Raw genomic sequence first — 21,420 nt, 5'->3', positions numbered from 1 at the left:
ATTGAGGACAACGCGGCCGGAGGACGCGTAGGGCCCGGCCGATCGCGGCCGGGTTCAGTGGGCGAAAGACATCCGGCTCTGCGGTGAGACGTACCGGTCGTAGTTGTCCTTCGCCGGATGGTCGCGCCCCGCCGGCCCCGCGGCGAAGGCCCGCAGGATGTTCTCGGTCACCGTGCGGGCGAACTGCCCCGACGCCTCGGGGACCCGCTCGTCGCCCGGCTGCTCCAGGCAGCCGGTGTTGCCGTAGACGCTGCAGGCCCAGCTCATGGTGCCGCTGGCGAAGACCCCGGCCCCCGAAGGCACCGTGTAATAGGCCGCGTTGGCCCGGGTCTTCGCGCCGCGGCAGGTCAGCGGGGAGTCCCCGACGACCTGGATCGGGCGCGGCACCGGGACGCCCGCCGTCAGCCGGTCGGACTCCACCCCGACGAGCCCGATGTACTTGCTGCCCGCCCTGGCGCCGGTGCCCCGGAACATCCAGGCGTCCGGATCGGTGACGACGAACGGCGCGTAGACCGGATTGCACTCGTAGAGGACGCCGGTGAGGACGCTCTCGGGGCGCGGGTCGGGAGGCAGCCGCCACTGCTGGGTGGCCTGGCTGGGGTCCTTGAGGATCACCGGGTCCTCGGAGGGGTCCTTGTAGACCACCACCACGCGGTCCCTGCCCAGCGCGCTGGGTTCCAGCCGTATGTGCCGGTAGGCGGCGTTGGAGGAGAAGAAGGCGATGTTCACGCCCGCGTCGCGGATCTTGAGGGTGTTGTCGCGCATGTTCGACGACCAGTACTCGTCGTGCCCGGGGAAGATCACCGAGCGCGCTCCCCGGAACAGACCGGGCGAGTTGTCGAGGTCGAGGTCGGTCCCGTAGGCGAGCGGTATGCCCAGCTGCTCCGCGACGCTGAGCATGGGCAGCTCGTACCAGTTGAAGTACGAGCCCTTCCGGTCGTAGGGGCGGTCGAAGCTCGCCTTGCGGGAGCGCTTGGCGTAGCCGGGCCCCGAGGTGCCGCGGGCGTCGCCGTAGACGTTGGTGCCGTCGCCCCACTTGTTGTACGCGGCCCAGGTGGTGACCGCGTTCACGAAGACCGTGCGGCCGACCGTCGAGGTGGACCGTATGGTCATCGTCACCCAGCGGTCGTGGCCCTGGTCGGAGACGAGCTTGAGCAGATAGCTGCCCTGCGGCCAGTTCCTGGTGTCCACCGTCATGGACGGCTTCCAGGGCGCGGAGATCAGGTATATCCCCGGCACCGTCTTCGGGGCCGCCTGCAGCTCGCCCTTCACCGTGGCCGAAGACCAGACCTTGCGGCCCTGCTTCCCCTGGTACCAGCCCATCCGGTAGGCCTCGGCGCGGAAGTTCGCGGCGGTGGTGGAGACGAAGAGGCGAAACGTTTCTCCAGAGGTCACGCTCGTCCGGTCGGCGAAGCCCTCGATCGCGTTGTCGGGACCCGGGTCGCGCAGCCGCCAGGCGCTGGTGCCGGTCCGCCGGTTCTCGTCGGCCACCGACCAGCTGTCCATGTCGAGCGGCTGGGCGGGCTTCGGGGTCCGGGCGGGCGGCGTCACCGGACCCTTGCCCGGGGTGCTGCAGGCGCCGGCGAACAGCGCGAGGACGATCGTGAGCAGCGCCAGGCGCGGCAACCTCTTCAACGAAGACTCTTTCTCGTCGTGCTGGTCCCCGCCGTGACCGGGAACTCCGTCGGTGAGGACCATCCGGGGGAGTCTTTGGTTGCTCCGCCTGCCCGGGTGGTACTGTCACCGGCTCGATTGGCGTGGAGTGTGCCCCATATGGCACACTAGCCAAGTTGCTCGGTCGAGCGCCGATGCTGCGCGCCTCCCGTCGGGAGGACCGGAAGCGAGTCCCACAGTACTCGTCGTCATGTTCCGCCTCTGGTGGCATGGCGGACGTACGGGAATCTTCCGGGAAGCGTTAGTGCGGTTCCGATCAGGCACCCGGTGGGAGTTTTCCCCACATCCTGCGGTCAGAGCGCCGCGCCTCCTTCTCCGAGGGATTTCCGCTTGCGGAAATTTATGAGAAGGGGTGCGACACGCCCGACCGCGTGGGTCGGCGAAGAGTCACTACCGACCGGGTTCCAGAGCGTTACGAGACAAAGGACTACGGAGTAGCCATGGCGGGACAGAAGATCCGCATCCGGCTCAAGGCGTACGACCACGAGGTCATCGATTCCTCGGCGAAGAAGATCGTCGAGACGGTGACGCGTACTGGTGCGCACGTCGCAGGCCCGGTGCCGCTGCCCACTGAGAAGAACGTGTACTGCGTCATCAAGTCGCCGCACAAGTACAAGGATGCGCGCGAGCACTTCGAGATGCGCACCCACAAGCGGCTCATCGACATCCTCGACCCCACGCCGAAGACGGTTGACTCGCTCATGCGTCTCGACCTCCCGGCTGGCGTCGACATCGAGATCAAGCTCTGAGGTGACGCGCGAGATGGCTAAGAGCATTAAGGGCGTCCTGGGCGAGAAGCTCGGCATGACGCAGGTCTGGGACGAGAACAACCGCATTGTGCCGGTGACCGTCATCAAGGCCGGCCCGTGTGTCGTGACCCAGGTCCGCACCAACGACGTCGACGGCTACGAGTCGGTTCAGATCGCTTTCGGCGAGATTGACCCGCGCAAGGTGAACAAGCCCCTCAAGGGTCACTTCGCCAAGGCCGACGTAACCCCGCGCCGCCACCTGGTGGAGCTTCGTACGCCTGACGCCAGCGAGTACACGCTGGGCCAGGAGATCACCGCTGCGACCTTCGAGTCCGGTGTCAAGGTCGATGTGACCGGCACCAGCAAGGGCAAGGGTTTCGCCGGTGTCATGAAGCGTCACAACTTCAAGGGTCTCGGCGCCGGTCACGGCGTTCAGCGCAAGCACCGTTCCCCCGGCTCCATCGGTGGCTGCGCCACCCCGGGTCGTGTCTTCAAGGGCATGAAAATGGCCGGCCGGATGGGTGGAGAGCGCGTGACCACACAGAATCTGACCGTCCACGCCGTTGACGCGGAGAAGGGCCTGCTCCTGATCAAGGGAGCGGTACCTGGTCCGAACGGCGGCCTCATCCTGGTCCGTACCGCGGCCAAGGGGGCTTGAGGATATGAGCACCATTGAGATCCTGTCGCCCGCGGGCGACAAGACCGGAAGCAATGTCGAGCTTCCCGCCGAGATCTTCGACGCCAAGGTCAGCATTCCGCTGATCCACCAGGTCGTCGTGGCGCAGCTCGCTGCCGCCCGCCAGGGCACGCACAAGACCAAGACCCGCGCCGAGGTCCGCGGTGGTGGGCGCAAGCCTTACCGCCAGAAGGGCACCGGCCGCGCGCGTCAGGGTTCGACCCGCGCTCCGCAGTTCGCAGGCGGTGGCGTCGTCCACGGCCCGCAGCCGCGTGACTACTCCCAGCGGACGCCGAAGAAGATGATCCGGGCCGCCCTCCGCGGCGCCCTGACCGACCGGGCGCGTCACGACCGCATTCACGTCATTTCCGGCGTGATTGAGGGCTCGACGCCTTCCACCAAGGCCGCCAAGGCACTGCTGGGCAAGATCAGCGAGCGCAAGCACGTGCTCCTGGTCGTCGAGCGTGCCGACGAGGCCGCGTGGCTGTCCGCCCGCAACCTGCCCCAGGTACACATCCTGGAAGCCGGTCAGCTGAACACCTACGACGTGCTCGTCTCCGACGACGTGGTCTTCACGCAGGACGCCTTCGAGCGTTTCGTGGCGGGTCCCGCCGCGTCCGCCAAGGCCGTTGCCTCCGAGGATGAGCTCGAAGGGAACGACGCCTGATGAGTGAGACCAAGACCGCCGCGGTCGTCACCAGCAAGACCTTCACGGACCCCCGTGACATCCTGGTCAAGCCGGTGGTTTCCGAGAAGAGCTACGCGCTCCTGGACGAGAACAAGTACACGTTCATCGTCGCGCCAGGCAGCAATAAGACCCAGATCAAGCAGGCCGTCGAGGCGGTCTTCTCGGTCAAGGTCACCGGGGTCAACACGATCAACCGGCAGGGTAAGCGCAAGCGCACCAAGACCGGTTTCGGCAAGCGCAAGGACACCAAGCGCGCCATCGTGACCCTCGCTGAGGGCGACCGAATCGACATCTTCGGCGGCCCGGTCTCCTAACGGAGTCCGAGTCGTCCGATATCGGACGAGGACTGAGAAATGGGTATCCGCAAGTACAAGCCGACGACGCCGGGCCGTCGTGGCTCCAGCGTCGCCGACTTCGTCGAGATCACGCGGTCCACGCCGGAGAAGTCGCTGGTCCGCCCCTTGCACAGCAAGGGTGGGCGTAACAGCTCGGGTCGCATCACTGTTCGCCACCAGGGTGGCGGTCACAAGCGTGCTTACCGAGTCATCGACTTCCGTCGTCATGACAAGGACGGCGTTCCGGCGAAGGTCGCTCACATCGAGTACGACCCGAACCGCACCGCACGCATCGCGCTGCTGCACTACGCAGACGGCGAGAAGCGCTACATCATTGCCCCGGCCAAGCTGGTCCAGGGCGACCGGGTTGAGAACGGCCCCACGGCCGACATCAAGCCGGGCAACAACCTCCCGCTGCGCAACATCCCGGTGGGTACGACCATCCACGCTATCGAGCTGCGTCCCGGCGGCGGCGCGAAGATCTCCCGTTCCGCGGGTGCTTCGGTCCAGCTGCTGGCGAAGGAGGGCTCTATGGCCACCCTTCGTATGCCGTCCGGTGAGGTCCGCCTGGTCGACGTCCGCTGCCGCGCCACGATTGGCGAGGTCGGCAACGCCGAGCAGTCGAACATCAACTGGGGCAAGGCCGGCCGTATGCGCTGGAAGGGCGTCCGCCCGACCGTCCGCGGTGTCGCGATGAACCCTGTCGACCACCCGCACGGTGGTGGTGAGGGTAAGACCTCCGGTGGTCGCCACCCGGTCTCCCCGTGGGGTCAGAAGGAGGGTCGTACTCGCTCGCCGAAGAAGGCAAGCAGCAAGTACATCGTCCGCCGCCGCAAGACGAACAAGAAGCGCTAGGAGCAGGTTTAGATGCCGCGCAGTCTCAAGAAGGGGCCCTTCGTCGACGACCACCTCATCAAGAAGGTGGACGTACAGAACGAAGCAGGCACCCACAACGTCATCAAGACCTGGTCCCGCCGCTCCATGATCATTCCGGCGATGCTGGGCCACACGATCGCGGTGCACAACGGCAAGATCCACGTCCCGGTGTTCGTCACCGAGTCCATGGTCGGCCACAAGCTCGGCGAGTTCTCGCCGACCCGCACGTTCCGCGGCCACGTCAAGGACGACCGCAAGACGAAGCGTCGCTGATCGGCGGAGTGCGAAGACTATGACTGACACCGAAGGGACAACCATGGAAGCCAGGGCCCAGGCGCGGTACATCCGCGTCACGCCCATGAAGGCCCGCCGCGTGGTGGACCTCATCCGTGGCATGAATGCCACGGAGGCTCAGGCGGTCCTGCGTTTCGCCCCGCAGGCCGCGAGCGTGCCGGTAGGCAAGGTGCTTGACAGCGCCATTGCCAATGCCGCGCACAACTACGACCACAGCGATGCCGAGAGTCTCGTCATCACTGAGGCGTACGTCGACGAAGGTCCGACCCTGAAGCGGTTCCGTCCGCGTGCCCAGGGCCGTGCCTACCGGATCCGCAAGCGGACCAGCCACATCACCGTGGTCGTCAGCAGCAAGGAAGGGACCCGGTAATGGGCCAGAAGGTTAACCCGTACGGGTTCCGGCTCGGCATTACCACGGACTTCAAGTCCCGTTGGTACGCCGACAAGTTGTACGCCGATTACGTCAAGGAAGACGTCGCCATCCGCAGGATGATGACGCAGGGCATGGAGCGGGCCGGCATCTCGAAGGTTGAGATCGAGCGCACCCGCGACCGCGTCCGCGTCGACATCCACACCGCCCGGCCGGGCATTGTCATCGGCCGTCGCGGCGCGGAGGCCGACCGTATTCGCGGCGACCTGGAGAAGCTCACCGGCAAGCAGGTGCAGCTGAACATCCTCGAGGTCAAGAACCCCGAGATGGACGCTCAGCTGGTGGCTCAGGCCGTCGCCGAGCAGCTCTCCTCGCGCGTCTCCTTCCGCCGTGCCATGCGTAAGAGCATGCAGGGCACCATGAAGGCCGGCGCCAAGGGCATCAAGATCCAGTGCGGTGGCCGTCTCGGCGGCGCCGAGATGTCCCGCTCGGAGTTCTACCGCGAAGGCCGTGTGCCCCTGCACACCCTGCGCGCCAATGTGGACTACGGCTTCTTTGAGGCCAAGACCACGTTCGGCCGCATCGGTGTGAAGGTGTGGATTTACAAGGGCAACGTCAAGAACATCGCTGAGGTTCGCGCCGACAACGCTGCCGCGCGTGCGGGCAACCGCCCGTCGCGTGGTCCCGCCGGTGGCGGAACCGATCGTCCGCAGCGCCGCGGTGGCGAGCGCGGCGGCCGTGCCCGTAAGCCTCAGACGGACGGCGGCTCGGCTCCCAAGGCCGAAGCCCCCGCCGCTGTAGAGGCACCGGCTGCGGACACTCCCGGAACGGAGGCGTGACCCAATGCTGATCCCCCGCAGGGTCAAGCACCGCAAGCAGCACCACCCGAAGCGCTCGGGCATGGCCAAGGGCGGCACCGAACTCGCGTTCGGTGAGTACGGCCTGCAGGCTGTTACCCCGGCCTATGTGACGAACCGGCAGATCGAGTCCGCTCGTATCTCCATCACCCGTCACATCAAGCGCGGCGGCAAGGTCTGGATCAACATTTACCCGGACCGTCCGCTGACCAAGAAGCCTGCTGAGACCCGCATGGGTTCCGGTAAGGGTTCGCCGGAGTGGTGGATCGCGAACGTCAAGCCCGGTCGGGTGATGTTCGAGCTGTCCTTCCCGAACGAGAAGGTTGCCAAGGAGGCGCTCACCCGCGCCGCCCACAAGCTTCCGATGAAGTGCCGCATTGTGCGGCGCGAGGCAGGTGAATCGTGATGGCGGCCGGTACCACTAAGGCCACCGAGCTGCGCACGCTGGGCGACGAAGAACTTCTCGCCAAGCTGAGCGAAGCCAAGGAGGAGCTGTTCAACCTCCGCTTCCAGGCGGCCACGGGACAGCTCGAGAACAACAACCGGCTCAAGGTAGTCCGTAAGGACATCGCCCGGATCTACACCTTGATGCGCGAGCGCGAGCTGGGCATCGAGACGGTGGAGAGCGCCTGATGAGCGAGAAGAATGTGACTGAGACCAGCGAGCAGCGCGGCTTCCGCAAGACCCGTGAGGGCCTTGTGGTCAGCGACAAGATGGACAAGACCGTAGTGGTCGCCGTCGAGGACCGTGTGAAGCACGCCCTGTACGGCAAGGTCATCCGCCGCACCAACAAGCTCAAGGCGCACGACGAGCAGAACGCTGCCGGCATCGGCGACCGTGTCCTCCTCATGGAGACCCGGCCGACCTCTGCCACCAAGCGCTGGCGCGTCGTGGAGATCCTCGAGAAGGCCAAGTAATCCCTGAGGGCTTTCCCTCAGGACCGTTCCGTCAGGCTCGGTGAGGGGCCCGCGCAAGCGGCCCCCTCACCGGGAACCGACGCGACAAACAGGAGATAGACGTGATCCAGCAGGAGTCGCGACTGCGTGTCGCCGACAACACTGGTGCGAAGGAAATCCTTTGCATCCGTGTTCTCGGTGGTTCCGGTCGCCGCTACGCGGGAATCGGTGACGTCATCGTCGCCACCGTCAAGGACGCGATCCCCGGTGGCAACGTGAAGAAGGGCGAGGTCGTCAAGGCGGTCATCGTCCGGACCGTCAAGGAGCGCCGTCGCGCTGACGGCTCGTACATCCGGTTCGACGAGAACGCCGCCGTTCTTCTGAAGAACGATGGCGACCCCCGCGGCACCCGTATCTTCGGCCCGGTGGGCCGTGAGCTGCGCGAGAAGAAGTTCATGAAGATCGTCTCTCTCGCGCCGGAGGTGCTGTAACCGATGAAGATCAAGAAGGGCGACCTGGTCCAGGTCATCACCGGTAAGGACAAGGGCAAGCAGGGCAAGGTCATTGTGGCCTACCCCGTGGAGAGCCGTGTCCTGGTCGAGGGTGTCAACCGGGTCAAGAAGCACACCAAGGCCGGCCAGACCGACCGCGGTTCGAAGACCGGCGGGATCATCACGACCGAGGCCCCGATTCACATCAGCAATGTTCAGCTGATCGTGGAGAAGGACGGCAAGAAGGTCGTTACCCGCGTCGGTTACCGCTTCGACGACGAGGGCAACAAGGTCCGCGTTGCCAAGCGGACTGGTGAGGACATCTGATGACTGCCGCCACCACGCCGCGTCTGAAGACGCGCTACCGCGAAGAAATCTCGGGCAAGCTGCACGAAGAGTTCTCCTTCGAGAACGTCATGCAGATCCCGGGCCTGACCAAGATCGTGGTCAACATGGGTGTGGGCGACGCAGCCCGCGACTCCAAGCTGATCGAGGGCGCCATTCGCGACCTCGCCACGATCACCGGCCAGAAGCCGCAGGTCACCAAGGCTCGCAAGTCCATCGCGCAGTTCAAGCTGCGTGAGGGCCAGCCGATCGGCGCCCACGTCACCCTCCGCGGTGACCGCATGTGGGAGTTCCTGGACCGCGTGCTGTCACTCGCACTGCCGCGTATCCGTGACTTCCGCGGCCTGTCGCCGAAGCAGTTCGACGGCCGGGGCAACTACACCTTCGGTCTCACGGAGCAGGTCATGTTCCACGAGATCGACCAGGACAAGATCGACCGGGTCCGGGGCATGGACATCACCGTGGTCACCACGGCGACCAACGACGACGAGGGTCGTGCCCTGCTTCGTCACCTCGGCTTCCCGTTCAAGGAGATGTGACCGTGGCGAAGAAGGCTCTGATCGCTAAGGCCGCTCGCAAGCCCAAGTTCGCTGTGCGCGGGTACAACCGTTGCCAGCGCTGTGGCCGGCCGCACTCTGTCTACCGCAAGTTCGGCCTGTGCCGCGTGTGCCTTCGTGAGATGGCTCACCGTGGCGAGCTGCCGGGCGTGACCAAGAGCTCCTGGTAAATCCGGTTCCCTTCGGGGAATCCGGCTTTCCAGGAACTCTCGGTAAGCATCTGGACGGCAGGAGCCCCTCCCCGTCTGCCGTAAGGTAGAGGGGTTGGGCGCCTGCCGCCCATGACCGACTTACTACGCCGTAGGTCCCCGCGCCGCACCCGTCCCGACTTCGTTCGGGGAGAAGGATGGCGCAATGGAAACCCCGGCGAGAGAGGCCTAGGGCCAACTCATGACCATGACCGACCCCATCGCAGACATGCTGACCCGTCTGCGCAATGCGAACTCGGCATATCACGATGACGTCGTGATGCCGTTCAGCAAGATCAAGTCGCACATCGCGGAGATCCTCCAGCAGGAGGGTTACATCACCGGCTGGAAGGTCGAGGATGCCGAGGTCGGCAAGAACCTCATCCTCGAGCTGAAGTTCGGTCCGAGCCGTGAGCGCTCGATCGCCGGCATCAAGCGCATCAGCAAGCCGGGCCTTCGGGTCTACGCGAAGTCCACCAATCTGCCGAAGGTGCTCGGCGGCCTGGGCGTGGCGATCATCTCCACGTCCCACGGTCTCCTCACCGGCCAGCAGGCCAGCAAGAAGGGCGTAGGTGGGGAAGTCCTCGCCTACGTCTGGTAATCGGGAACAGGAGGCATTGCAATGTCGCGCATCGGCAAGCTGCCCATCCCGGTTCCCGCCGGCGTGGACGTCACCATCGACGGCCGTACGGTCTCGGTGAAGGGCCCCAAGGGTTCCCTTTCCCACACCGTCGCCGCCCCGATCGATGTCGCCAAGGACGAGACCGGCACGCTCATCGTGTCGCGTCCTAACGACGAGCGTGTTTCGAAGGCCCTGCACGGCCTGTCCCGCACGCTGGTGGCCAACATGATCACTGGCGTGACCGCGGGTTACAGCAAGGCGCTCGAGATCAACGGCGTCGGTTACCGCGTCCAGGCGAAGGGCTCCACGCTGGAGTTCGCCCTGGGCTACAGCCACCCCATCGTGATCGAGCCGCCGGACGGCATCTCGTTCAAGGTGGAGTCTCCGACCAAGCTGAGTGTCGAGGGAATCGACAAGCAGAAGGTCGGCGAGGTAGCCGCGAACATCCGCAAGCTGCGGAAGCCCGACCCGTACAAGGGCAAGGGTGTCAAGTACGTGGGCGAAGTCATCCGCCGCAAGGTCGGAAAGGCTGGTAAGTAGCCATGGCATACGGTGTGAAGATCGCCAAGGGCAAGGCTTACAAGGGCGCGGCTCTCAAGCGTCGCCACATCCGCGTCCGCAAGCGGATCTCGGGCACGGAGGCGCGTCCGCGCCTCGTCGTGACCAGGTCCAACCGCGGGATCGTGGCGCAGGTTATCGACGACCTCGCGGGGCACACCCTCGCGTCGGCGTCGACCCTCGACCCGTCCATCCGTGGCGGCGAAGGCGACAAGTCCTCCAAGGCGAAGCAGGTCGGCCAGCTCGTGGCCGAGCGTGCCAAGGCCGCGGGTATTGAGACTGTCGTATTCGACCGTGGCGGCAATCAGTACGCGGGGCGCATTGCCGCCCTCGCGGATGCCGCCCGCGAAGCCGGACTCGAATTCTGAGTTCGTCCCGCAGCTAGCGGATCAACGAAGAGAGGTAATTCCAATGGCTGGACCCCAGCGCCGCGGCAGCGGTGCCGGTGGCGGCGAGCGTGACCGCAAGTCTGGGCGGGGCGGCCCGCAGGCCGAGAAGACCGCCTACGTCGAGCGCGTCGTCGCGATCAACCGCGTCGCCAAGGTAGTCAAGGGTGGACGTCGCTTCAGCTTCACCGCGCTGGTCGTGGTGGGCGATGGTGACGGCACCGTCGGTGTCGGTTATGGCAAGGCCAAGGAAGTTCCGGCCGCCATCGCCAAGGGTGTCGAGGAAGCGAAGAAGAACTTCTTCAAGGTTCCCCGCATCCAGGGCACCATCCCGCACCCGATCCAGGGCGAGAAGGCCGCAGGCGTTGTTCTGCTCAAGCCTGCTTCCCCCGGTACCGGTGTGATCGCCGGTGGCCCGGTGCGCGCGGTTCTCGAGTGCGCCGGTATCCACGACGTGCTGTCCAAGAGCCTCGGCTCGGACAACGCGATCAACGTCGTGCACGCCACGGTGGCCGCGCTTCAGGGCCTTCAGCGCCCCGAGGAGATCGCCGCCCGTCGTGGCCTGCCGCTGGAGGACGTCGCGCCCGCAGCTCTGCTGCGTGCACGTGCCGGGGTGGGTGCCTGATGGCCCGCCTCAAGGTCACGCAGATCAAGTCCTACATCGGTAGCAAGCAGAACCACCGTGACACCCTGCGTTCGCTCGGGCTCAAGCGCCTGAACGACGTGGTGGTCAAGGAGGACCGTCCGGAGATTCGCGGCATGGTCCAGACCGTCCGCCACCTCGTCACGGTTGAGGAGGTTGACTGACATGGGTGCTGAGAACCCGCTGAACCCGCTGAAGGTCCACAACCTGCGGCCCGCCCCGGGCGCCAAGACCGCCAAGACCCGTGTGGGTCGTGGCGAGGCGTCCAAGGGTAAGACCGCTGGTCGTGGTACCAAGGGCACCAAGGCCCGTTACCAGGTTCCGGCTCGCTTTGAGGGTGGGCAGATGCCCCTCCACATGCGCCTGCCGAAGCTCAAGGGCTTCAAGAACCCGTTCCGCGTCGAGTTCCAGGTCGTGAACCTGGACAAGCTTGCGGCCCTGTACCCCGAAGGTGGCGTCGTCACCATCGCGGACCTGGTCGACAAGGGTGCGGTTCGTAAGAACCAGCTCGTCAAGGTGCTCGGCACCGGCGAGATCACCGTGGCGCTGCAGGTGACGGTTGACGCCGTCTCCGGTTCCGCCAAGGAGAAGATCGCCGCTGCCGGCGGCACCGTCACCGAGCTCATCTGAGTCTCGGCCGACTGCCGCTGACAGCATCTGAACCGGGCCCGTTCCTCGTTTGAGGGACGGGCCCGGTTCGGTATACCCACCAGGGGACAAACGCCGCATGCCCGACTCTGGCGGGCGCTGTTCGCCAAGTAGGGGAGACACGCGCTTCATACGGGCGGCCACGCGCTGTTAGAGTCCGTTGGGTCCACTGGCGAAACTGCCCGCAGACTGTCCTCGCGCCCCATCCCGGCCGGTGATCCGCCGTCCGTGACAGACCATCTCGACCGACCCTTCCGCCCATGCTGCGCGGAAGGTGCAGGAGGCACCGTGCTCACCGCGTTCGCCCGGGCGTTCAAAACGCCCGACCTGCGCAAGAAGCTGCTGTTCACGCTGGGCATCATGGTGCTGTTCCGGCTCGGGGCGCACGTCCCTGTGCCAGGGGTGGACTACAAGGTCGTCAACCAGTGCATCAAGGACTCGGCGGGCGGACAGGGGCTCTTCAGCCTGGTCAACCTGTTCAGCGGTGGTGCACTGCTCCAGCTGACCATCTTCGCGCTAGGGATCATGCCGTACATCACGGCAAGCATCATCCTTCAGCTGCTGACCGTGGTCATTCCACGGCTCGAGGCCCTCAAGAAGGAGGGCCAGGCGGGCACTGCGAAGATCACGCAGTACACCCGATATCTGACCGTCGCGCTGGCGATCCTGCAGGGCACCGGCCTGGTGGCCACCGCCCGCGGTGGCAGCCTGTTCTCGCAGTGCACCCAGCGCTTCGACATCATCTCCAGCAAGTCGATCTTCACCACGATCACGATGGTCGTCACCATGACCGCCGGCACCGTGATGATCATGTGGCTCGGTGAGCTGATCACCGACCGCGGCATCGGCAACGGCATGTCGATCCTGATGTTCGTCTCCATCGCCGCCGGCTTCCCGGGCGCCCTGTGGTCCATCAAGCTCGGTGGCAAGATCATGGGGGGCTGGTTCGAGTTCTTCGTGGTCATCGTGATCGGCCTGGTCATGGTCGCCCTGGTGGTCTTCGTCGAACAGGCGCAACGCCGGATCCCGGTCCAGTACGCGAAGCGCATGATCGGCCGGCGCTCGTACGGCGGTACGTCCACATACATCCCGCTCAAGGTGAACCAGGCGGGTGTGATTCCCGTCATCTTCGCCTCGTCGCTGCTCTACATTCCGGCGCTCGTCGTTCAGTTCAGCGGATCGACCGCACCGTGGGCGCAGTGGGTCAGCACCAACCTGACCAAGGGCGATCACCCGTTCTACCTGGCCGCGTACTTCCTTTTGATCGTCTTCTTCGCCTTCTTCTACGTCGCGATCTCGTTCAACCCCGAGGAAGTCGCGGATAATATGAAGAAGTATGGTGGCTTCATCCCGGGCATCCGGGCCGGTCGACCTACTGCTGAATACCTGAGCTACGTGCTGAACAGGATCACGTGGCCGGGATCGCTGTACCTGGGGCTCATCGCACTCGTTCCTACCGTTGCCATCGCCTTGTTCAACGGCAGCACCAACTTCCCGTTCGGCGGGACCAGCATCCTGATCATCGTGGGTGTCGGTCTGGAGACCGTGAAGCAGATCGAGAGCCAGCTCCAGCAGCGCAACTACGAAGGGTTCCTCCGCTGATGCGAATCGTCCTCGTCGGGCCGCCTGGGGCCGGCAAGGGTACGCAGGCTGCGTTCCTCGCCAAGAACCTGTCGATCCCGCACATCTCGACGGGCGACCTCTTCCGCGCGAACATCAGCCAGGGCACGGCCCTCGGCAAGCAGGCGAAGGCGTACATGGACGCTGGCAACCTGGTACCCGACGAGGTGACGGTCGGGATGGCGAAGGACCGGCTGGACGAGGCGGACACCGAGGGCGGCTTCCTGCTCGACGGCTTCCCGCGCAACGTCCACCAGGCCGAGGCCCTCGACGGCTACCTCACCGAGCGCGGTATCGCGCTCGACGGGGTGCTGGACCTCGAGGTCCCCGAGGACGAGGTCGTGAAGCGGATCGCCGGCCGGCGTACCTGCCGGAACGACTCGGCGCACACGTTCCACATCACGTACAAGCAGCCCAGGACCGAGGGCGTGTGCGATGTGTGCGGCGGCGAGCTGTACCAGCGTGACGACGACTCCGAGGACACGGTGCGCAACCGCCTGGAGGTCTATCACCGCGAGACCGAGCCGATCATCGATTACTACAAGCAGCAGGATCTTGTGGCGACGATCTCGGCGCTCGGCCCCGTGGCGGAGATCACCCAGCGGGCAATGGACGCGCTCAAGAGCAACAAGAGCGCGTAGCCCCTCCACGTACACAGGTCGGCCGCGGTGCCCAGGTGGCACCGCGGCCGTACTGTTTGAATGACGACTTTTCCAGAGAGGCCACAGGCATGGTCGAGATCAAGACCCCGGAGCAGATCGCCAAGATGCGCGAGGCGGGGTTGGTCGTCGCGGCCATCCACCGGGCGTGCGGCGAAGCCGCGGTGCCGGGCGTCAGCACCAAGGAGCTCGACGACATCGCCGCCAAGGTGATCGCCGAGCACGGCGCCAAGCCGAACTTCCTCGGTTACGGGGGCTTCACCGGCAACATCTGCACCTCGGTCAACGATGTCGTGGTGCACGGGATCCCGGACCGGGAGACCGTCCTGAAGGACGGCGACCTCATCTCCATCGACGCAGGCGCGATCATCGACGGCTGGCACGGCGACGCCGCGTTCACCGCCTTCGTGGGCACCGGTCACGCTCCGGAGCTCATCGAGCTGAGCCGGGTGACCGAGGAGTCCATGTGGGCCGGCATCGCCGCGATGAGGAAGGGCAACCGGCTGGCCGACGTCTCGCAGGCGATCGAGGGCTACATCCGACGCCAGCCGCGTCCGGCGTCGGGCAAGTACGGGATCGTCGAGGAGTACGGCGGCCACGGCATCGGGTCCGAGATGCACATGGACCCCCACCTGCTGAACTACGTCTCGCGCAAGCGCGGCCGCGGCATCAAGCTGGTGCCGGGCGTCTGTCTGGCGATCGAGCCGATGGTGACCCTCGGCACCCCGCACACCCACGTCCTCGAGGACGAGTGGACGGTCAAGAGCGACGACGGCTCCTGGTCCAGCCACTGGGAGCACTCGATCGCGCTGACCGAGCAGGGCCCGCTGGTCCTGACCGCCGTCGACGGTGGCAAGGCAAAACTGGCGGAGTACGGGATCACAGCGGCGCCCGACCCGTTGGGGTGAGCACGTGCCGCTGGGTGGAGTAACGATCATCTGTGGTGGGCATCTAACCCGGATTCGTCATTCCGGGGGCCCTGCCGTAGACTGACACGTCGGCTCATGTATACCCGCATGTCCGCGTGATTTACGTGAGCCGATCAAGGTAGCCGATTCGAAGGGCGAAGCGTGGCCAAGAAGCAAGGTGCCATCGAAATCGAGGGCACCGTGATCGAGTCTCTCCCGAACGCGATGTTCAGGGTAGAGCTCCAGAACGGTCACAAGGTCCTCGCGCACATCAGCGGCAAGATGCGTATGCACTACATCCGCATCCTTCCCGATGACAGGGTCGTTGTGGAGCTGTCTCCTTACGACCTGACGCGCGGACGGATCGTCTACCGATACAAGTAGATCTCGCTGCTGCCCCGCTCCCGTGGGGCGATGGCACGACCCGGAGAACCTGACATCACATGAAGGTCAAGCCGAGCGTCAAGAAGATCTGCGACAAGTGCAAGGTGATCCGCCGTCACGGCCGGGTCATGGTCATCTGCGACAACCTGCGCCACAAGCAGCGCCAGGGCTGACGTACGACCTGCAACTCGCAGTTCTTCACGCGACGCACACAAAGTAATTACGCAGTCACCCGCCCCGGCATGCCGGGGCGACACCTTCGGCGGAGGCCGGGGACCCGTACGTACCACCTCTTTCAACGGGAGAGGTCGGCGGCCGGGAATGGTACTGCGGAAGACCTCCGAATCAACAGGAGCCATGAATGGCACGCCTTTCCGGCGTTGACCTCCCGCGTGAGAAGCGCGTGGAGATCGCCCTCACCTACGTCTTCGGCATCGGTCGTACCCGTGCCCAGGAGACCCTGAAGAACACTGGTGTGAACCCCGACATCCGCGTTCGCGACCTTGCCGAGGAAGACCTCGTCAAGCTCCGCGACTACGTGGACGCCAACTTCAAGACCGAGGGTGACCTCCGTCGCGAGGTGCAGGCCGACATCCGCCGCAAGGTGGAGATCGGCTGCTACCAGGGTCTGCGTCACCGTCGTGGCCTTCCGGTCCACGGTCAGCGCACTCACACCAACGCTCGTACCCGCAAGGGTCCGCGTCGCGCCATCGCCGGTAAGAAGAAGCCGGGCAAGAAGTAGTCCTAGCGGACGCAACTGCGTGCACCCGGGGGGAGACCCCCGGATCTCCGCAGAAGAAAGCGGTCCCCGCTGTAGGACCGACCACCTCCACGGGAGTAATACATGCCTCCGAAGGGCCGTCAGGGCGCAGTCAAGAAGGTGCGCCGCAAGGAAAAGAAGAACATTGCTCATGGGCACGCCCATATCAAGAGCACGTTCAACAACACGATCGTCTCGATCACGGATCCCTCGGGCAACGTGATCGCTTGGGCCTCTGCCGGCCATGTCGGCTTCAAGGGCTCGCGCAAGTCGACTCCGTTCGCCGCGCAGATGGCCGCCGAATCGGCTGCCCGTCGCGCGCAGGAGCACGGCATGCGCAAGGTCGACGTCTTTGTGAAGGGTCCCGGCTCCGGCCGTGAGACCGCGATCCGCTCCCTCCAGGCCACTGGCCTCGAGGTCGGCTCGATCCAGGACGTGACCCCCACCCCGCACAACGGATGCCGCCCGCCCAAGCGCCGCCGCGTCTGACGACCTGAAGTAGGAGACAAGACAATATGGCGCGTTATACCGGGGCCGACTGCAAGCGTTGCCGTCGGGAGAAGCAGAAGCTGTTCCTCAAGGGCAGCAAGTGCGAGAGCGCAAAGTGCCCGATCGAGATCCGTCCTTACCCCCCGGGTGAGCACGGCCGCGGGCGCACCAAGGACAGCGAGTACCTCCTTCAGCTTCGCGAGAAGCAGAAGTGTGCCCGTATCTACGGTGTACTCGAGAAGCAGTTCGTGAACTACTACAAGGAAGCGAACCAGAAGTCCGGCAAGACCGGTGAGAACCTTCTGCGCATCCTTGAGATCCGTCTCGACAACGTGGTCTACCGGGCCGGCTTCGCCAAGTCCCGCGACCACGCTCGTCAGCTGGTTCGTCACGGACACATCACCGTGAACGGCCGCAAGACCGACATCCCGTCGGCCCGCGTGGCTGTGAACGACATTGTCGAGGTTCGCGAGCGCTCGCGTCAGATGACCCCGTTCGTGGTCGCTGCCGCCGAGGCCGGCGAGAAGACCGTGCCCGCGTGGCTCGAGTCGATCCCGTCGAAGCTCCGGATTCTCGTGCACTCGCTGCCCGAGCGTCCTGTGATCGACACGCAGGTCCAGGAGCAGCTGATCGTCGAGCTCTACTCCAAGTAGTAGTGGCTCAGCGATACGGGCGGTACGACCTCCTGGAGGCCGTACCGCCCGTATCCTTGCAGTACCCCTCGGCATCAAATAGCGGATGCCGATGACTGGAGGAACATCATGCTTATCGCTCAGCGTCCGTCGCTGACCGAAGAGGTCGTCGACGAATTCCGCTCCCGGTTCGTGATCGAGCCGCTGGAGCCGGGCTTCGGTTACACCCTCGGCAACTCTCTTCGCCGCACTCTTCTCTCCTCGATCCCCGGTGCCGCTGTCACCAGCATCCGGGTCGACGGCGTTCTGCACGAGTTCACCACCGTGCCGGGCGTCAAGGAGGACGTGACCGACGTCATCCTCAACATCAAGCAGCTCGTCGTCTCCTCGGAGCACGACGAGCCCGTCGTGATGTACCTGCGCAAGCAGGGCCCGGGTGTCGTCACCGCCGCCGACATCGCGCCCCCGGCCGGTGTCGAGGTGCACAACCCCGACCTGGTTCTGGCCACCCTGAACGCCAAGGGCAAGCTGGAGATGGAGCTGACCGTCGAGCGCGGTCGCGGCTATGTCTCCGCCGTCCAGAACAAGCAGCAGGGCCAGGAGATCGGCCGTATCCCGGTCGACTCCATCTACAGCCCGGTGCTCAAGGTCACGTACAAGGTCGAGGCGACCCGTGTCGAGCAGCGCACCGACTTCGACAAGCTGATCGTCGACGTCGAGACCAAGCAGGCCATGCGCCCGCGCGACGCCATGGCGTCGGCCGGTAAGACCCTGGTCGAGCTGTTCGGCCTGGCCCGCGAGCTCAACGTCGACGCCGAAGGCATCGACATGGGCCCGTCCCCGACGGACGCCGCTCTGGCCGCCGATCTGGCTCTGCCGATCGAGGAGCTCGAGCTCACCGTTCGTTCGTACAACTGCCTCAAGCGCGAGGGCATCCACTCGGTGGGCGAGCTCGTGGCCCGCTCCGAGGCGGACCTGCTCGACATTCGCAACTTCGGTGCGAAGTCGATCGACGAGGTCAAGGCGAAGCTGGCCGGCATGGGCCTGGCCCTCAAGGACAGCCCGCCCGGATTCGACCCGACCGCCGCCGCCGACGCCTTCGGCGCCGACGACGACGTGGATGCCGGGTTCGTGGAGACCGAGCAGTACTGAGCAGTTCAGGCTTGGTCCTCGATCGCCGGACAGGCTGAATTCAGCCCGTCCGGCGATCGAGGAACAGAGACTTCCGTCGGGCAGCAGCCCGTCGGGCACTGACATCGGTACCTGATCCGGCCGGTGCAGAAAAGAAGGAGAAAGACCATGCCTCAGCCCGCCAAGGGCGCCCGTCTGGGCGGCAGCGCTGCGCACGAGCGTCACCTGCTCGCGAACCTTGCGAAGGCGCTGTTCGAGCACGGCCGTATCACCACCACCGAGGCCAAGGCGCGTCGTCTGCGTCCGGTCGCGGAGCGCCTCATCACCAAGGCGAAGAAGGGCGACATCCACAACCGTCGCCAGGTGCTGGCCACCATCACCGACAAGAGCATCGTGCACACGCTCTTCACGGAGATCGGCCCGCGCTACGAGAACCGCCCCGGTGGCTACACCCGTATCACCAAGATCGGCAACCGTCGTGGCGACAACGCGCCGATGGCGGTCATCGAGCTGGTCGAGGCCCTGACCGTGGCCCAGGCCGCCACCGGTGAGGCCGAAGCCGCGACCAAGCGTGCGGTGAAGGAAGACACCCTCAAGAAGGACGCCGCCGTCGAGGCGAAGTCCGACGAGGTCGTCGAGGACGCCAAGCCGGCCGAGCAGGCCGACGAGGAGTCGAAGGACGCCTGATCCAGGCGTTCGGCGTACTACGGACGGGCCCGCACCCAGCTTCTGGGGGCGGGCCCGTTTCGCATGATCTGCACGAGCCGCACGAGAGGACCGCACGGTGAGCGACGAGGTGGAGCCCGGTTTCGTACGGGTACGGCTGGACCTGTCGTACGACGGGGCCGCATTCTCCGGCTGGGCGAAGCAGCGGACGCGGCGGACCGTACAGGGCGACCTGGAGGCGGCGCTGCAGACCGTGATGCGGCTGCGGGAGCCGGTGTCCCTGACGGTCGCGGGCCGCACCGACGCGGGGGTGCACGCGCGCGGCCAGGTCGCGCACCTGGACCTGGCGGAGGACGTGTGGGCCGAGCACGGCGGGAAGCTGCTGCGGCGGCTCGCCGGGAAGCTGCCGCAGGATGTGCGGGTGTGGAAGGTCTCCGTGGCGCCGCGCGCCTTCAACGCGCGGTTCTCCGCGGTCTGGCGGCGTTACGCGTACCGGGTCGGCGACCACCAGGCGGGCGTCGACCCGCTGCTGCGCGGGCACGTGCTGTGGCACGACCGGCCGCTGGACATCGATCTCATGAACGAGGCGGCCCGCAAGCTGCTGGGTGAGCACGACTTCGCGGCGTACTGCAAGAAGCGCGAGGGCGCGACCACCATCCGTACGCTGCTCGACCTGCACTGGGAGCGCACGGCGGACGGGCTGGCCGTCGCGACCGTGCGCGCCGACGCGTTCTGCCACAACATGGTGCGGGCGCTGGTCGGCTCCATGCTGCTGGTCGGGGACGGGCACCGGCCGGCCGGCTTCCCCGGCGAGGTGCTGGCCGAGGGTGTACGCAATTCCGCGGTGAACGTGGTGCGCCCGCACGGGCTGACGCTGGAAGAGGTCGGCTACCCGGCGGACGACCAGCTGGCCGCCCGCAATCTGCTGGCCCGCAATCTGCGGACCCTGCCCGGCTGCCTCTGACCGGCCGGCTGCTTCTGACCGGCCGGCCGGCGGGTCAGTTGCCCGCCGCCGTCTCGGCGGCCGCCGCGTCCTTGCCGCGCTGGACGATGCGCTCGAAGGCGAAGTTCGACGCGTCGGCGCCGGCCTGCTTGGACGCGGTGTCCGCGGCGGTGGCGCTCTGGCCGTCCTTGGGCCCGGAGATCGTGAAGTAGGCGTAGCGGCCGACCGTGTTGGAGGTCGCCCAGCAGGCCACGTTGTGGCAGAAGTCACCGACTCCTGCGCCGTTCAGCGGCAGCAGGAACCTCGAGGTGAGCTTGAGCTTCTCGGCCGACGGCTTGTCGTCGAAGAGGGCGACACCGACGGTGACCGCCGACCCGTCCTTGATGTAGGTGGCGCGGATGAGCTGGCGGCAGTTGTTCTTCGGCAGCGCCGCCGCGAGCCCGTCGGTTGCGGCCGCGGCGCAGGTCGTCGTGGAGGTGCCCGCTGCCTTGGTGTACGTGCGGCCCGCGATCGTCATCAGCTTGCCGGGGAAGAGGGTGTCGGCGCTGATCGGGGCGCTGTCCTTCTTTGCCGTGGAGATGTAGTCCAGCGGGTTCTTCGGCGGCGGCGGGGCGACCGAGGAGAACGACGGCTCGGGCGGCAGCGGCTGCTGGGAGGCCGTCGTGGTGGGACCGGCCTTCGGCTTGCCGTCGCTCTGGTTGGACATGACGACGGCGGTGGCGACGATCCCCGCGACGGCCACGGCCGCGAGCGCTCCGCCGCCGACCATGAACAGTTTCCGGCGCTTCGCGGCGGCTTCCCGCTGCTCGGCGAGCGCGCCCCAGTCGGGCGCGTTGGTCTGTGCGGCCTGCGGGAACGGGCTGGGGCCCGCTGCCGGGCCCTGGGGCTGCTGGGGGAACGACGACTGCGGCGTTCCGCCCGCGCCGAGCCCGCTCGTCGGCGGTGCCCAGGCGGGGGCCTGCGGCCCGCTGGGGCCGCCCTGCGCGGGCTGCTGCGGCTGCTGTGGCGGCGCCGTGGGCTGCGCCCCGGCCGGGGGCCAGGCCGGTGCCGCGGATCCGTACGGGTCCGGCTGGTTGGGTGGCTGCTGGGCCGCGCCCTGCGGTATCTGCGGCGGCTGCGGGGCGCCGGGCGCCGGCGGCGCGCCCTCCGGCCGCGGCTGCGCCTGGTAGGGGAGCGGCCGTGACGGGATGACACGTCCCTCCAGCACCTCGCGCTGGTCCCCGCCCTCGGGCGGGGTGGGCGCCGTGAAGCCCTGGCGCGGGTCGTGGGGAGGCGTCGGCCCATCAGTCATGCCGGGCATCATATTCGGCGAACGGGTGACGCGGACGCCCGATCCGGAGGGTCCGGGGCACCGGCGGCCCCGAGCCGTAAATCG

34 protein-coding genes are annotated in these 21,420 nt (G+C 66.3%); 32 read left to right on the top strand and 2 right to left on the bottom strand.

Annotated features, from left to right (window positions below; translation table 11 throughout):
- Window positions 1–54: 54 nt before the first annotated feature.
- Window positions 55–1,635, bottom strand: coding sequence for a N,N-dimethylformamidase beta subunit family domain-containing protein (locus QMK24_RS03685; RefSeq protein ID WP_283463610.1), 1,581 nt, complete (start codon window positions 1,633–1,635; stop codon window positions 55–57).
- 479 nt (window positions 1,636–2,114) lie between these two features.
- Between QMK24_RS03685 and rpsJ the strand changes: the two genes are divergently transcribed.
- From rpsJ to truA, 32 genes are all read left to right on the top strand, one after another.
- A complete protein-coding gene (gene rpsJ / locus QMK24_RS03680) occupies window positions 2,115–2,423 on the top strand; it encodes a 30S ribosomal protein S10 (protein WP_138352895.1) in 309 nt (102 codons plus the stop codon).
- 13 nt (window positions 2,424–2,436) lie between these two features.
- Window positions 2,437–3,081, top strand: coding sequence for a 50S ribosomal protein L3 (gene rplC, locus QMK24_RS03675; protein ID WP_164297319.1), 645 nt, complete (start codon window positions 2,437–2,439; stop codon window positions 3,079–3,081).
- Between the two features lie 4 nt (window positions 3,082–3,085).
- Window positions 3,086–3,766, top strand: a complete 681-nt coding sequence (rplD, locus tag QMK24_RS03670) for a 50S ribosomal protein L4 (protein WP_283463608.1) — start codon at window positions 3,086–3,088, stop codon at window positions 3,764–3,766.
- Entirely contained in the window at window positions 3,766–4,101 is a 336-nt protein-coding gene (gene rplW, locus QMK24_RS03665) for a 50S ribosomal protein L23 (protein WP_138352898.1), read from the top strand. Before rplD ends, rplW begins: the two co-directional genes overlap by 1 nt.
- 39 nt (window positions 4,102–4,140) lie before the next feature.
- Window positions 4,141–4,977 carry a 50S ribosomal protein L2 gene (gene rplB / locus QMK24_RS03660; protein ID WP_283463607.1) on the top strand — a complete coding sequence of 279 codons (837 nt, stop codon included), beginning with the start codon at window positions 4,141–4,143 and terminating at the stop codon, window positions 4,975–4,977.
- Window positions 4,978–4,989: 12 nt separating this feature from the next.
- Window positions 4,990–5,271, top strand: coding sequence for a 30S ribosomal protein S19 (gene rpsS, locus QMK24_RS03655; RefSeq protein WP_138352900.1), 282 nt, complete (start codon window positions 4,990–4,992; stop codon window positions 5,269–5,271).
- 43 nt (window positions 5,272–5,314) lie between these two features.
- Window positions 5,315–5,662, top strand: coding sequence for a 50S ribosomal protein L22 (rplV, locus tag QMK24_RS03650; RefSeq protein ID WP_138352992.1), 348 nt, complete (start codon window positions 5,315–5,317; stop codon window positions 5,660–5,662).
- Complete coding sequence (rpsC, locus tag QMK24_RS03645) at window positions 5,662–6,501, top strand: 30S ribosomal protein S3 (protein WP_283463606.1); 840 nt, start codon at window positions 5,662–5,664, stop codon at window positions 6,499–6,501. The genes rplV and rpsC overlap by 1 nt, the downstream gene beginning before the upstream one ends.
- 4 nt (window positions 6,502–6,505) lie before the next feature.
- Window positions 6,506–6,925, top strand: coding sequence for a 50S ribosomal protein L16 (gene rplP, locus QMK24_RS03640; protein ID WP_138352902.1), 420 nt, complete (start codon window positions 6,506–6,508; stop codon window positions 6,923–6,925).
- Window positions 6,925–7,152 carry a 50S ribosomal protein L29 gene (rpmC, locus tag QMK24_RS03635; RefSeq protein WP_138352903.1) on the top strand — a complete coding sequence of 76 codons (228 nt, stop codon included), beginning with the start codon at window positions 6,925–6,927 and terminating at the stop codon, window positions 7,150–7,152. The genes rplP and rpmC overlap by 1 nt, the downstream gene beginning before the upstream one ends.
- The gene (gene rpsQ / locus QMK24_RS03630; RefSeq protein ID WP_138352904.1) at window positions 7,152–7,436 is read left to right on the top strand and encodes a 30S ribosomal protein S17; all 285 of its coding nucleotides are present in this window, start codon (window positions 7,152–7,154) and stop codon (window positions 7,434–7,436) included. The genes rpmC and rpsQ overlap by 1 nt, the downstream gene beginning before the upstream one ends.
- A gap of 101 nt (window positions 7,437–7,537) precedes the next feature.
- The gene (rplN, locus tag QMK24_RS03625) at window positions 7,538–7,906 is read left to right on the top strand and encodes a 50S ribosomal protein L14 (protein ID WP_103886911.1); all 369 of its coding nucleotides are present in this window, start codon (window positions 7,538–7,540) and stop codon (window positions 7,904–7,906) included.
- A 3-nt stretch (window positions 7,907–7,909) separates the two neighbouring features.
- A complete protein-coding gene (rplX, locus tag QMK24_RS03620) occupies window positions 7,910–8,233 on the top strand; it encodes a 50S ribosomal protein L24 (RefSeq protein WP_283463603.1) in 324 nt (107 codons plus the stop codon).
- Window positions 8,233–8,790, top strand: a complete 558-nt coding sequence (rplE, locus tag QMK24_RS03615) for a 50S ribosomal protein L5 (RefSeq protein ID WP_283463601.1) — start codon at window positions 8,233–8,235, stop codon at window positions 8,788–8,790. The genes rplX and rplE overlap by 1 nt, the downstream gene beginning before the upstream one ends.
- A gap of 2 nt (window positions 8,791–8,792) precedes the next feature.
- On the top strand, window positions 8,793–8,978 hold the full coding sequence (locus QMK24_RS03610; RefSeq protein ID WP_073492416.1) for a type Z 30S ribosomal protein S14: 186 nt from the start codon (window positions 8,793–8,795) through the stop codon (window positions 8,976–8,978).
- Between the two features lie 220 nt (window positions 8,979–9,198).
- Window positions 9,199–9,597: a 30S ribosomal protein S8 gene (gene rpsH, locus QMK24_RS03605; RefSeq protein WP_138352907.1), complete on the top strand. Its 399-nt coding sequence runs from the start codon at window positions 9,199–9,201 to the stop codon at window positions 9,595–9,597.
- A gap of 21 nt (window positions 9,598–9,618) precedes the next feature.
- On the top strand, window positions 9,619–10,158 hold the full coding sequence (gene rplF, locus QMK24_RS03600) for a 50S ribosomal protein L6 (RefSeq protein WP_283463600.1): 540 nt from the start codon (window positions 9,619–9,621) through the stop codon (window positions 10,156–10,158).
- A 2-nt stretch (window positions 10,159–10,160) separates the two neighbouring features.
- The gene (gene rplR, locus QMK24_RS03595; protein ID WP_138352909.1) at window positions 10,161–10,544 is read left to right on the top strand and encodes a 50S ribosomal protein L18; all 384 of its coding nucleotides are present in this window, start codon (window positions 10,161–10,163) and stop codon (window positions 10,542–10,544) included.
- Between the two features lie 43 nt (window positions 10,545–10,587).
- Window positions 10,588–11,187: a 30S ribosomal protein S5 gene (gene rpsE / locus QMK24_RS03590; protein ID WP_283463599.1), complete on the top strand. Its 600-nt coding sequence runs from the start codon at window positions 10,588–10,590 to the stop codon at window positions 11,185–11,187.
- Window positions 11,187–11,369: a 50S ribosomal protein L30 gene (gene rpmD / locus QMK24_RS03585; protein WP_138352911.1), complete on the top strand. Its 183-nt coding sequence runs from the start codon at window positions 11,187–11,189 to the stop codon at window positions 11,367–11,369. Before rpsE ends, rpmD begins: the two co-directional genes overlap by 1 nt.
- A gap of 1 nt (window position 11,370) precedes the next feature.
- Window positions 11,371–11,835 carry a 50S ribosomal protein L15 gene (gene rplO, locus QMK24_RS03580; protein WP_283463598.1) on the top strand — a complete coding sequence of 155 codons (465 nt, stop codon included), beginning with the start codon at window positions 11,371–11,373 and terminating at the stop codon, window positions 11,833–11,835.
- Between the two features lie 306 nt (window positions 11,836–12,141).
- On the top strand, window positions 12,142–13,455 hold the full coding sequence (gene secY, locus QMK24_RS03575; protein ID WP_283463596.1) for a preprotein translocase subunit SecY: 1,314 nt from the start codon (window positions 12,142–12,144) through the stop codon (window positions 13,453–13,455).
- Entirely contained in the window at window positions 13,455–14,114 is a 660-nt protein-coding gene (locus QMK24_RS03570) for an adenylate kinase (protein ID WP_283463594.1), read from the top strand. Before secY ends, QMK24_RS03570 begins: the two co-directional genes overlap by 1 nt.
- Before the next feature lie 89 nt (window positions 14,115–14,203).
- Window positions 14,204–15,040, top strand: a complete 837-nt coding sequence (gene map, locus QMK24_RS03565; protein ID WP_283463593.1) for a type I methionyl aminopeptidase — start codon at window positions 14,204–14,206, stop codon at window positions 15,038–15,040.
- Window positions 15,041–15,202: 162 nt separating this feature from the next.
- Window positions 15,203–15,424, top strand: a complete 222-nt coding sequence (gene infA / locus QMK24_RS03560) for a translation initiation factor IF-1 (RefSeq protein WP_014047798.1) — start codon at window positions 15,203–15,205, stop codon at window positions 15,422–15,424.
- Window positions 15,425–15,483: 59 nt separating this feature from the next.
- A complete protein-coding gene (gene rpmJ, locus QMK24_RS03555) occupies window positions 15,484–15,597 on the top strand; it encodes a 50S ribosomal protein L36 (protein ID WP_003956441.1) in 114 nt (37 codons plus the stop codon).
- 188 nt (window positions 15,598–15,785) lie between these two features.
- Window positions 15,786–16,166 carry a 30S ribosomal protein S13 gene (gene rpsM / locus QMK24_RS03550; RefSeq protein ID WP_138352916.1) on the top strand — a complete coding sequence of 127 codons (381 nt, stop codon included), beginning with the start codon at window positions 15,786–15,788 and terminating at the stop codon, window positions 16,164–16,166.
- A 102-nt stretch (window positions 16,167–16,268) separates the two neighbouring features.
- Window positions 16,269–16,673, top strand: coding sequence for a 30S ribosomal protein S11 (rpsK, locus tag QMK24_RS03545; RefSeq protein ID WP_283463591.1), 405 nt, complete (start codon window positions 16,269–16,271; stop codon window positions 16,671–16,673).
- 26 nt (window positions 16,674–16,699) lie between these two features.
- Window positions 16,700–17,326 carry a 30S ribosomal protein S4 gene (rpsD, locus tag QMK24_RS03540; protein ID WP_283463589.1) on the top strand — a complete coding sequence of 209 codons (627 nt, stop codon included), beginning with the start codon at window positions 16,700–16,702 and terminating at the stop codon, window positions 17,324–17,326.
- Between the two features lie 108 nt (window positions 17,327–17,434).
- The gene (locus tag QMK24_RS03535; RefSeq protein ID WP_033177813.1) at window positions 17,435–18,457 is read left to right on the top strand and encodes a DNA-directed RNA polymerase subunit alpha; all 1,023 of its coding nucleotides are present in this window, start codon (window positions 17,435–17,437) and stop codon (window positions 18,455–18,457) included.
- A 147-nt stretch (window positions 18,458–18,604) separates the two neighbouring features.
- Entirely contained in the window at window positions 18,605–19,123 is a 519-nt protein-coding gene (gene rplQ, locus QMK24_RS03530; protein ID WP_283463584.1) for a 50S ribosomal protein L17, read from the top strand.
- Window positions 19,124–19,220: 97 nt separating this feature from the next.
- Window positions 19,221–20,066: a tRNA pseudouridine(38-40) synthase TruA gene (gene truA / locus QMK24_RS03525; protein WP_283463582.1), complete on the top strand. Its 846-nt coding sequence runs from the start codon at window positions 19,221–19,223 to the stop codon at window positions 20,064–20,066.
- 34 nt (window positions 20,067–20,100) lie between these two features.
- On the opposite strand, the gene QMK24_RS03520 is transcribed toward truA, so the two are convergent.
- Window positions 20,101–21,336, bottom strand: coding sequence for a hypothetical protein (locus QMK24_RS03520; protein WP_283463579.1), 1,236 nt, complete (start codon window positions 21,334–21,336; stop codon window positions 20,101–20,103).
- Between the last annotated feature and the right edge of the window lie 84 nt (window positions 21,337–21,420).

The organism is Streptomyces sp. PH10-H1, assembly GCF_030063355.1.
Classification (GTDB): domain Bacteria; phylum Actinomycetota; class Actinomycetes; order Streptomycetales; family Streptomycetaceae; genus Actinacidiphila.
This window is presented reverse-complemented; position numbering and strand designations above follow the sequence as displayed.

Excerpts from the sequence above, each read along its gene's own strand:
- rpsJ (WP_138352895.1), top strand. The coding sequence starts at position 2,115 with ATGGCGGGACAGAAGATCCGCATCCGGCTCAAGGCGTACGACCACGAG.
- rplC (WP_164297319.1), top strand. The coding sequence starts at position 2,437 with ATGGCTAAGAGCATTAAGGGCGTCCTGGGCGAGAAGCTCGGCATGACG.
- rplD (WP_283463608.1), top strand. The coding sequence starts at position 3,086 with ATGAGCACCATTGAGATCCTGTCGCCCGCGGGCGACAAGACCGGAAGC.
- rplW (WP_138352898.1), top strand. The coding sequence starts at position 3,766 with ATGAGTGAGACCAAGACCGCCGCGGTCGTCACCAGCAAGACCTTCACG.
- rplB (WP_283463607.1), top strand. The coding sequence starts at position 4,141 with ATGGGTATCCGCAAGTACAAGCCGACGACGCCGGGCCGTCGTGGCTCC.
- rpsS (WP_138352900.1), top strand. The coding sequence starts at position 4,990 with ATGCCGCGCAGTCTCAAGAAGGGGCCCTTCGTCGACGACCACCTCATC.
- rplV (WP_138352992.1), top strand. The coding sequence starts at position 5,315 with ATGGAAGCCAGGGCCCAGGCGCGGTACATCCGCGTCACGCCCATGAAG.
- rpsC (WP_283463606.1), top strand. The coding sequence starts at position 5,662 with ATGGGCCAGAAGGTTAACCCGTACGGGTTCCGGCTCGGCATTACCACG.
- rplP (WP_138352902.1), top strand. The coding sequence starts at position 6,506 with ATGCTGATCCCCCGCAGGGTCAAGCACCGCAAGCAGCACCACCCGAAG.
- rpmC (WP_138352903.1), top strand. The coding sequence starts at position 6,925 with ATGGCGGCCGGTACCACTAAGGCCACCGAGCTGCGCACGCTGGGCGAC.
- rpsQ (WP_138352904.1), top strand. The coding sequence starts at position 7,152 with ATGAGCGAGAAGAATGTGACTGAGACCAGCGAGCAGCGCGGCTTCCGC.
- rplX (WP_283463603.1), top strand. The coding sequence starts at position 7,910 with ATGAAGATCAAGAAGGGCGACCTGGTCCAGGTCATCACCGGTAAGGAC.
- rplE (WP_283463601.1), top strand. The coding sequence starts at position 8,233 with ATGACTGCCGCCACCACGCCGCGTCTGAAGACGCGCTACCGCGAAGAA.
- rpsH (WP_138352907.1), top strand. The coding sequence starts at position 9,199 with ATGACCATGACCGACCCCATCGCAGACATGCTGACCCGTCTGCGCAAT.
- rplF (WP_283463600.1), top strand. The coding sequence starts at position 9,619 with ATGTCGCGCATCGGCAAGCTGCCCATCCCGGTTCCCGCCGGCGTGGAC.
- rplR (WP_138352909.1), top strand. The coding sequence starts at position 10,161 with ATGGCATACGGTGTGAAGATCGCCAAGGGCAAGGCTTACAAGGGCGCG.
- rpsE (WP_283463599.1), top strand. The coding sequence starts at position 10,588 with ATGGCTGGACCCCAGCGCCGCGGCAGCGGTGCCGGTGGCGGCGAGCGT.
- rpmD (WP_138352911.1), top strand. The coding sequence starts at position 11,187 with ATGGCCCGCCTCAAGGTCACGCAGATCAAGTCCTACATCGGTAGCAAG.
- rplO (WP_283463598.1), top strand. The coding sequence starts at position 11,371 with ATGGGTGCTGAGAACCCGCTGAACCCGCTGAAGGTCCACAACCTGCGG.
- QMK24_RS03570 (WP_283463594.1), top strand. The coding sequence starts at position 13,455 with ATGCGAATCGTCCTCGTCGGGCCGCCTGGGGCCGGCAAGGGTACGCAG.
- map (WP_283463593.1), top strand. The coding sequence starts at position 14,204 with ATGGTCGAGATCAAGACCCCGGAGCAGATCGCCAAGATGCGCGAGGCG.
- rpmJ (WP_003956441.1), top strand. The coding sequence starts at position 15,484 with ATGAAGGTCAAGCCGAGCGTCAAGAAGATCTGCGACAAGTGCAAGGTG.
- rpsM (WP_138352916.1), top strand. The coding sequence starts at position 15,786 with ATGGCACGCCTTTCCGGCGTTGACCTCCCGCGTGAGAAGCGCGTGGAG.
- rpsK (WP_283463591.1), top strand. The coding sequence starts at position 16,269 with ATGCCTCCGAAGGGCCGTCAGGGCGCAGTCAAGAAGGTGCGCCGCAAG.
- rpsD (WP_283463589.1), top strand. The coding sequence starts at position 16,700 with ATGGCGCGTTATACCGGGGCCGACTGCAAGCGTTGCCGTCGGGAGAAG.
- QMK24_RS03535 (WP_033177813.1), top strand. The coding sequence starts at position 17,435 with ATGCTTATCGCTCAGCGTCCGTCGCTGACCGAAGAGGTCGTCGACGAA.
- rplQ (WP_283463584.1), top strand. The coding sequence starts at position 18,605 with ATGCCTCAGCCCGCCAAGGGCGCCCGTCTGGGCGGCAGCGCTGCGCAC.
- QMK24_RS03520 (WP_283463579.1), bottom strand. The coding sequence starts at position 21,336 with ATGACTGATGGGCCGACGCCTCCCCACGACCCGCGCCAGGGCTTCACG.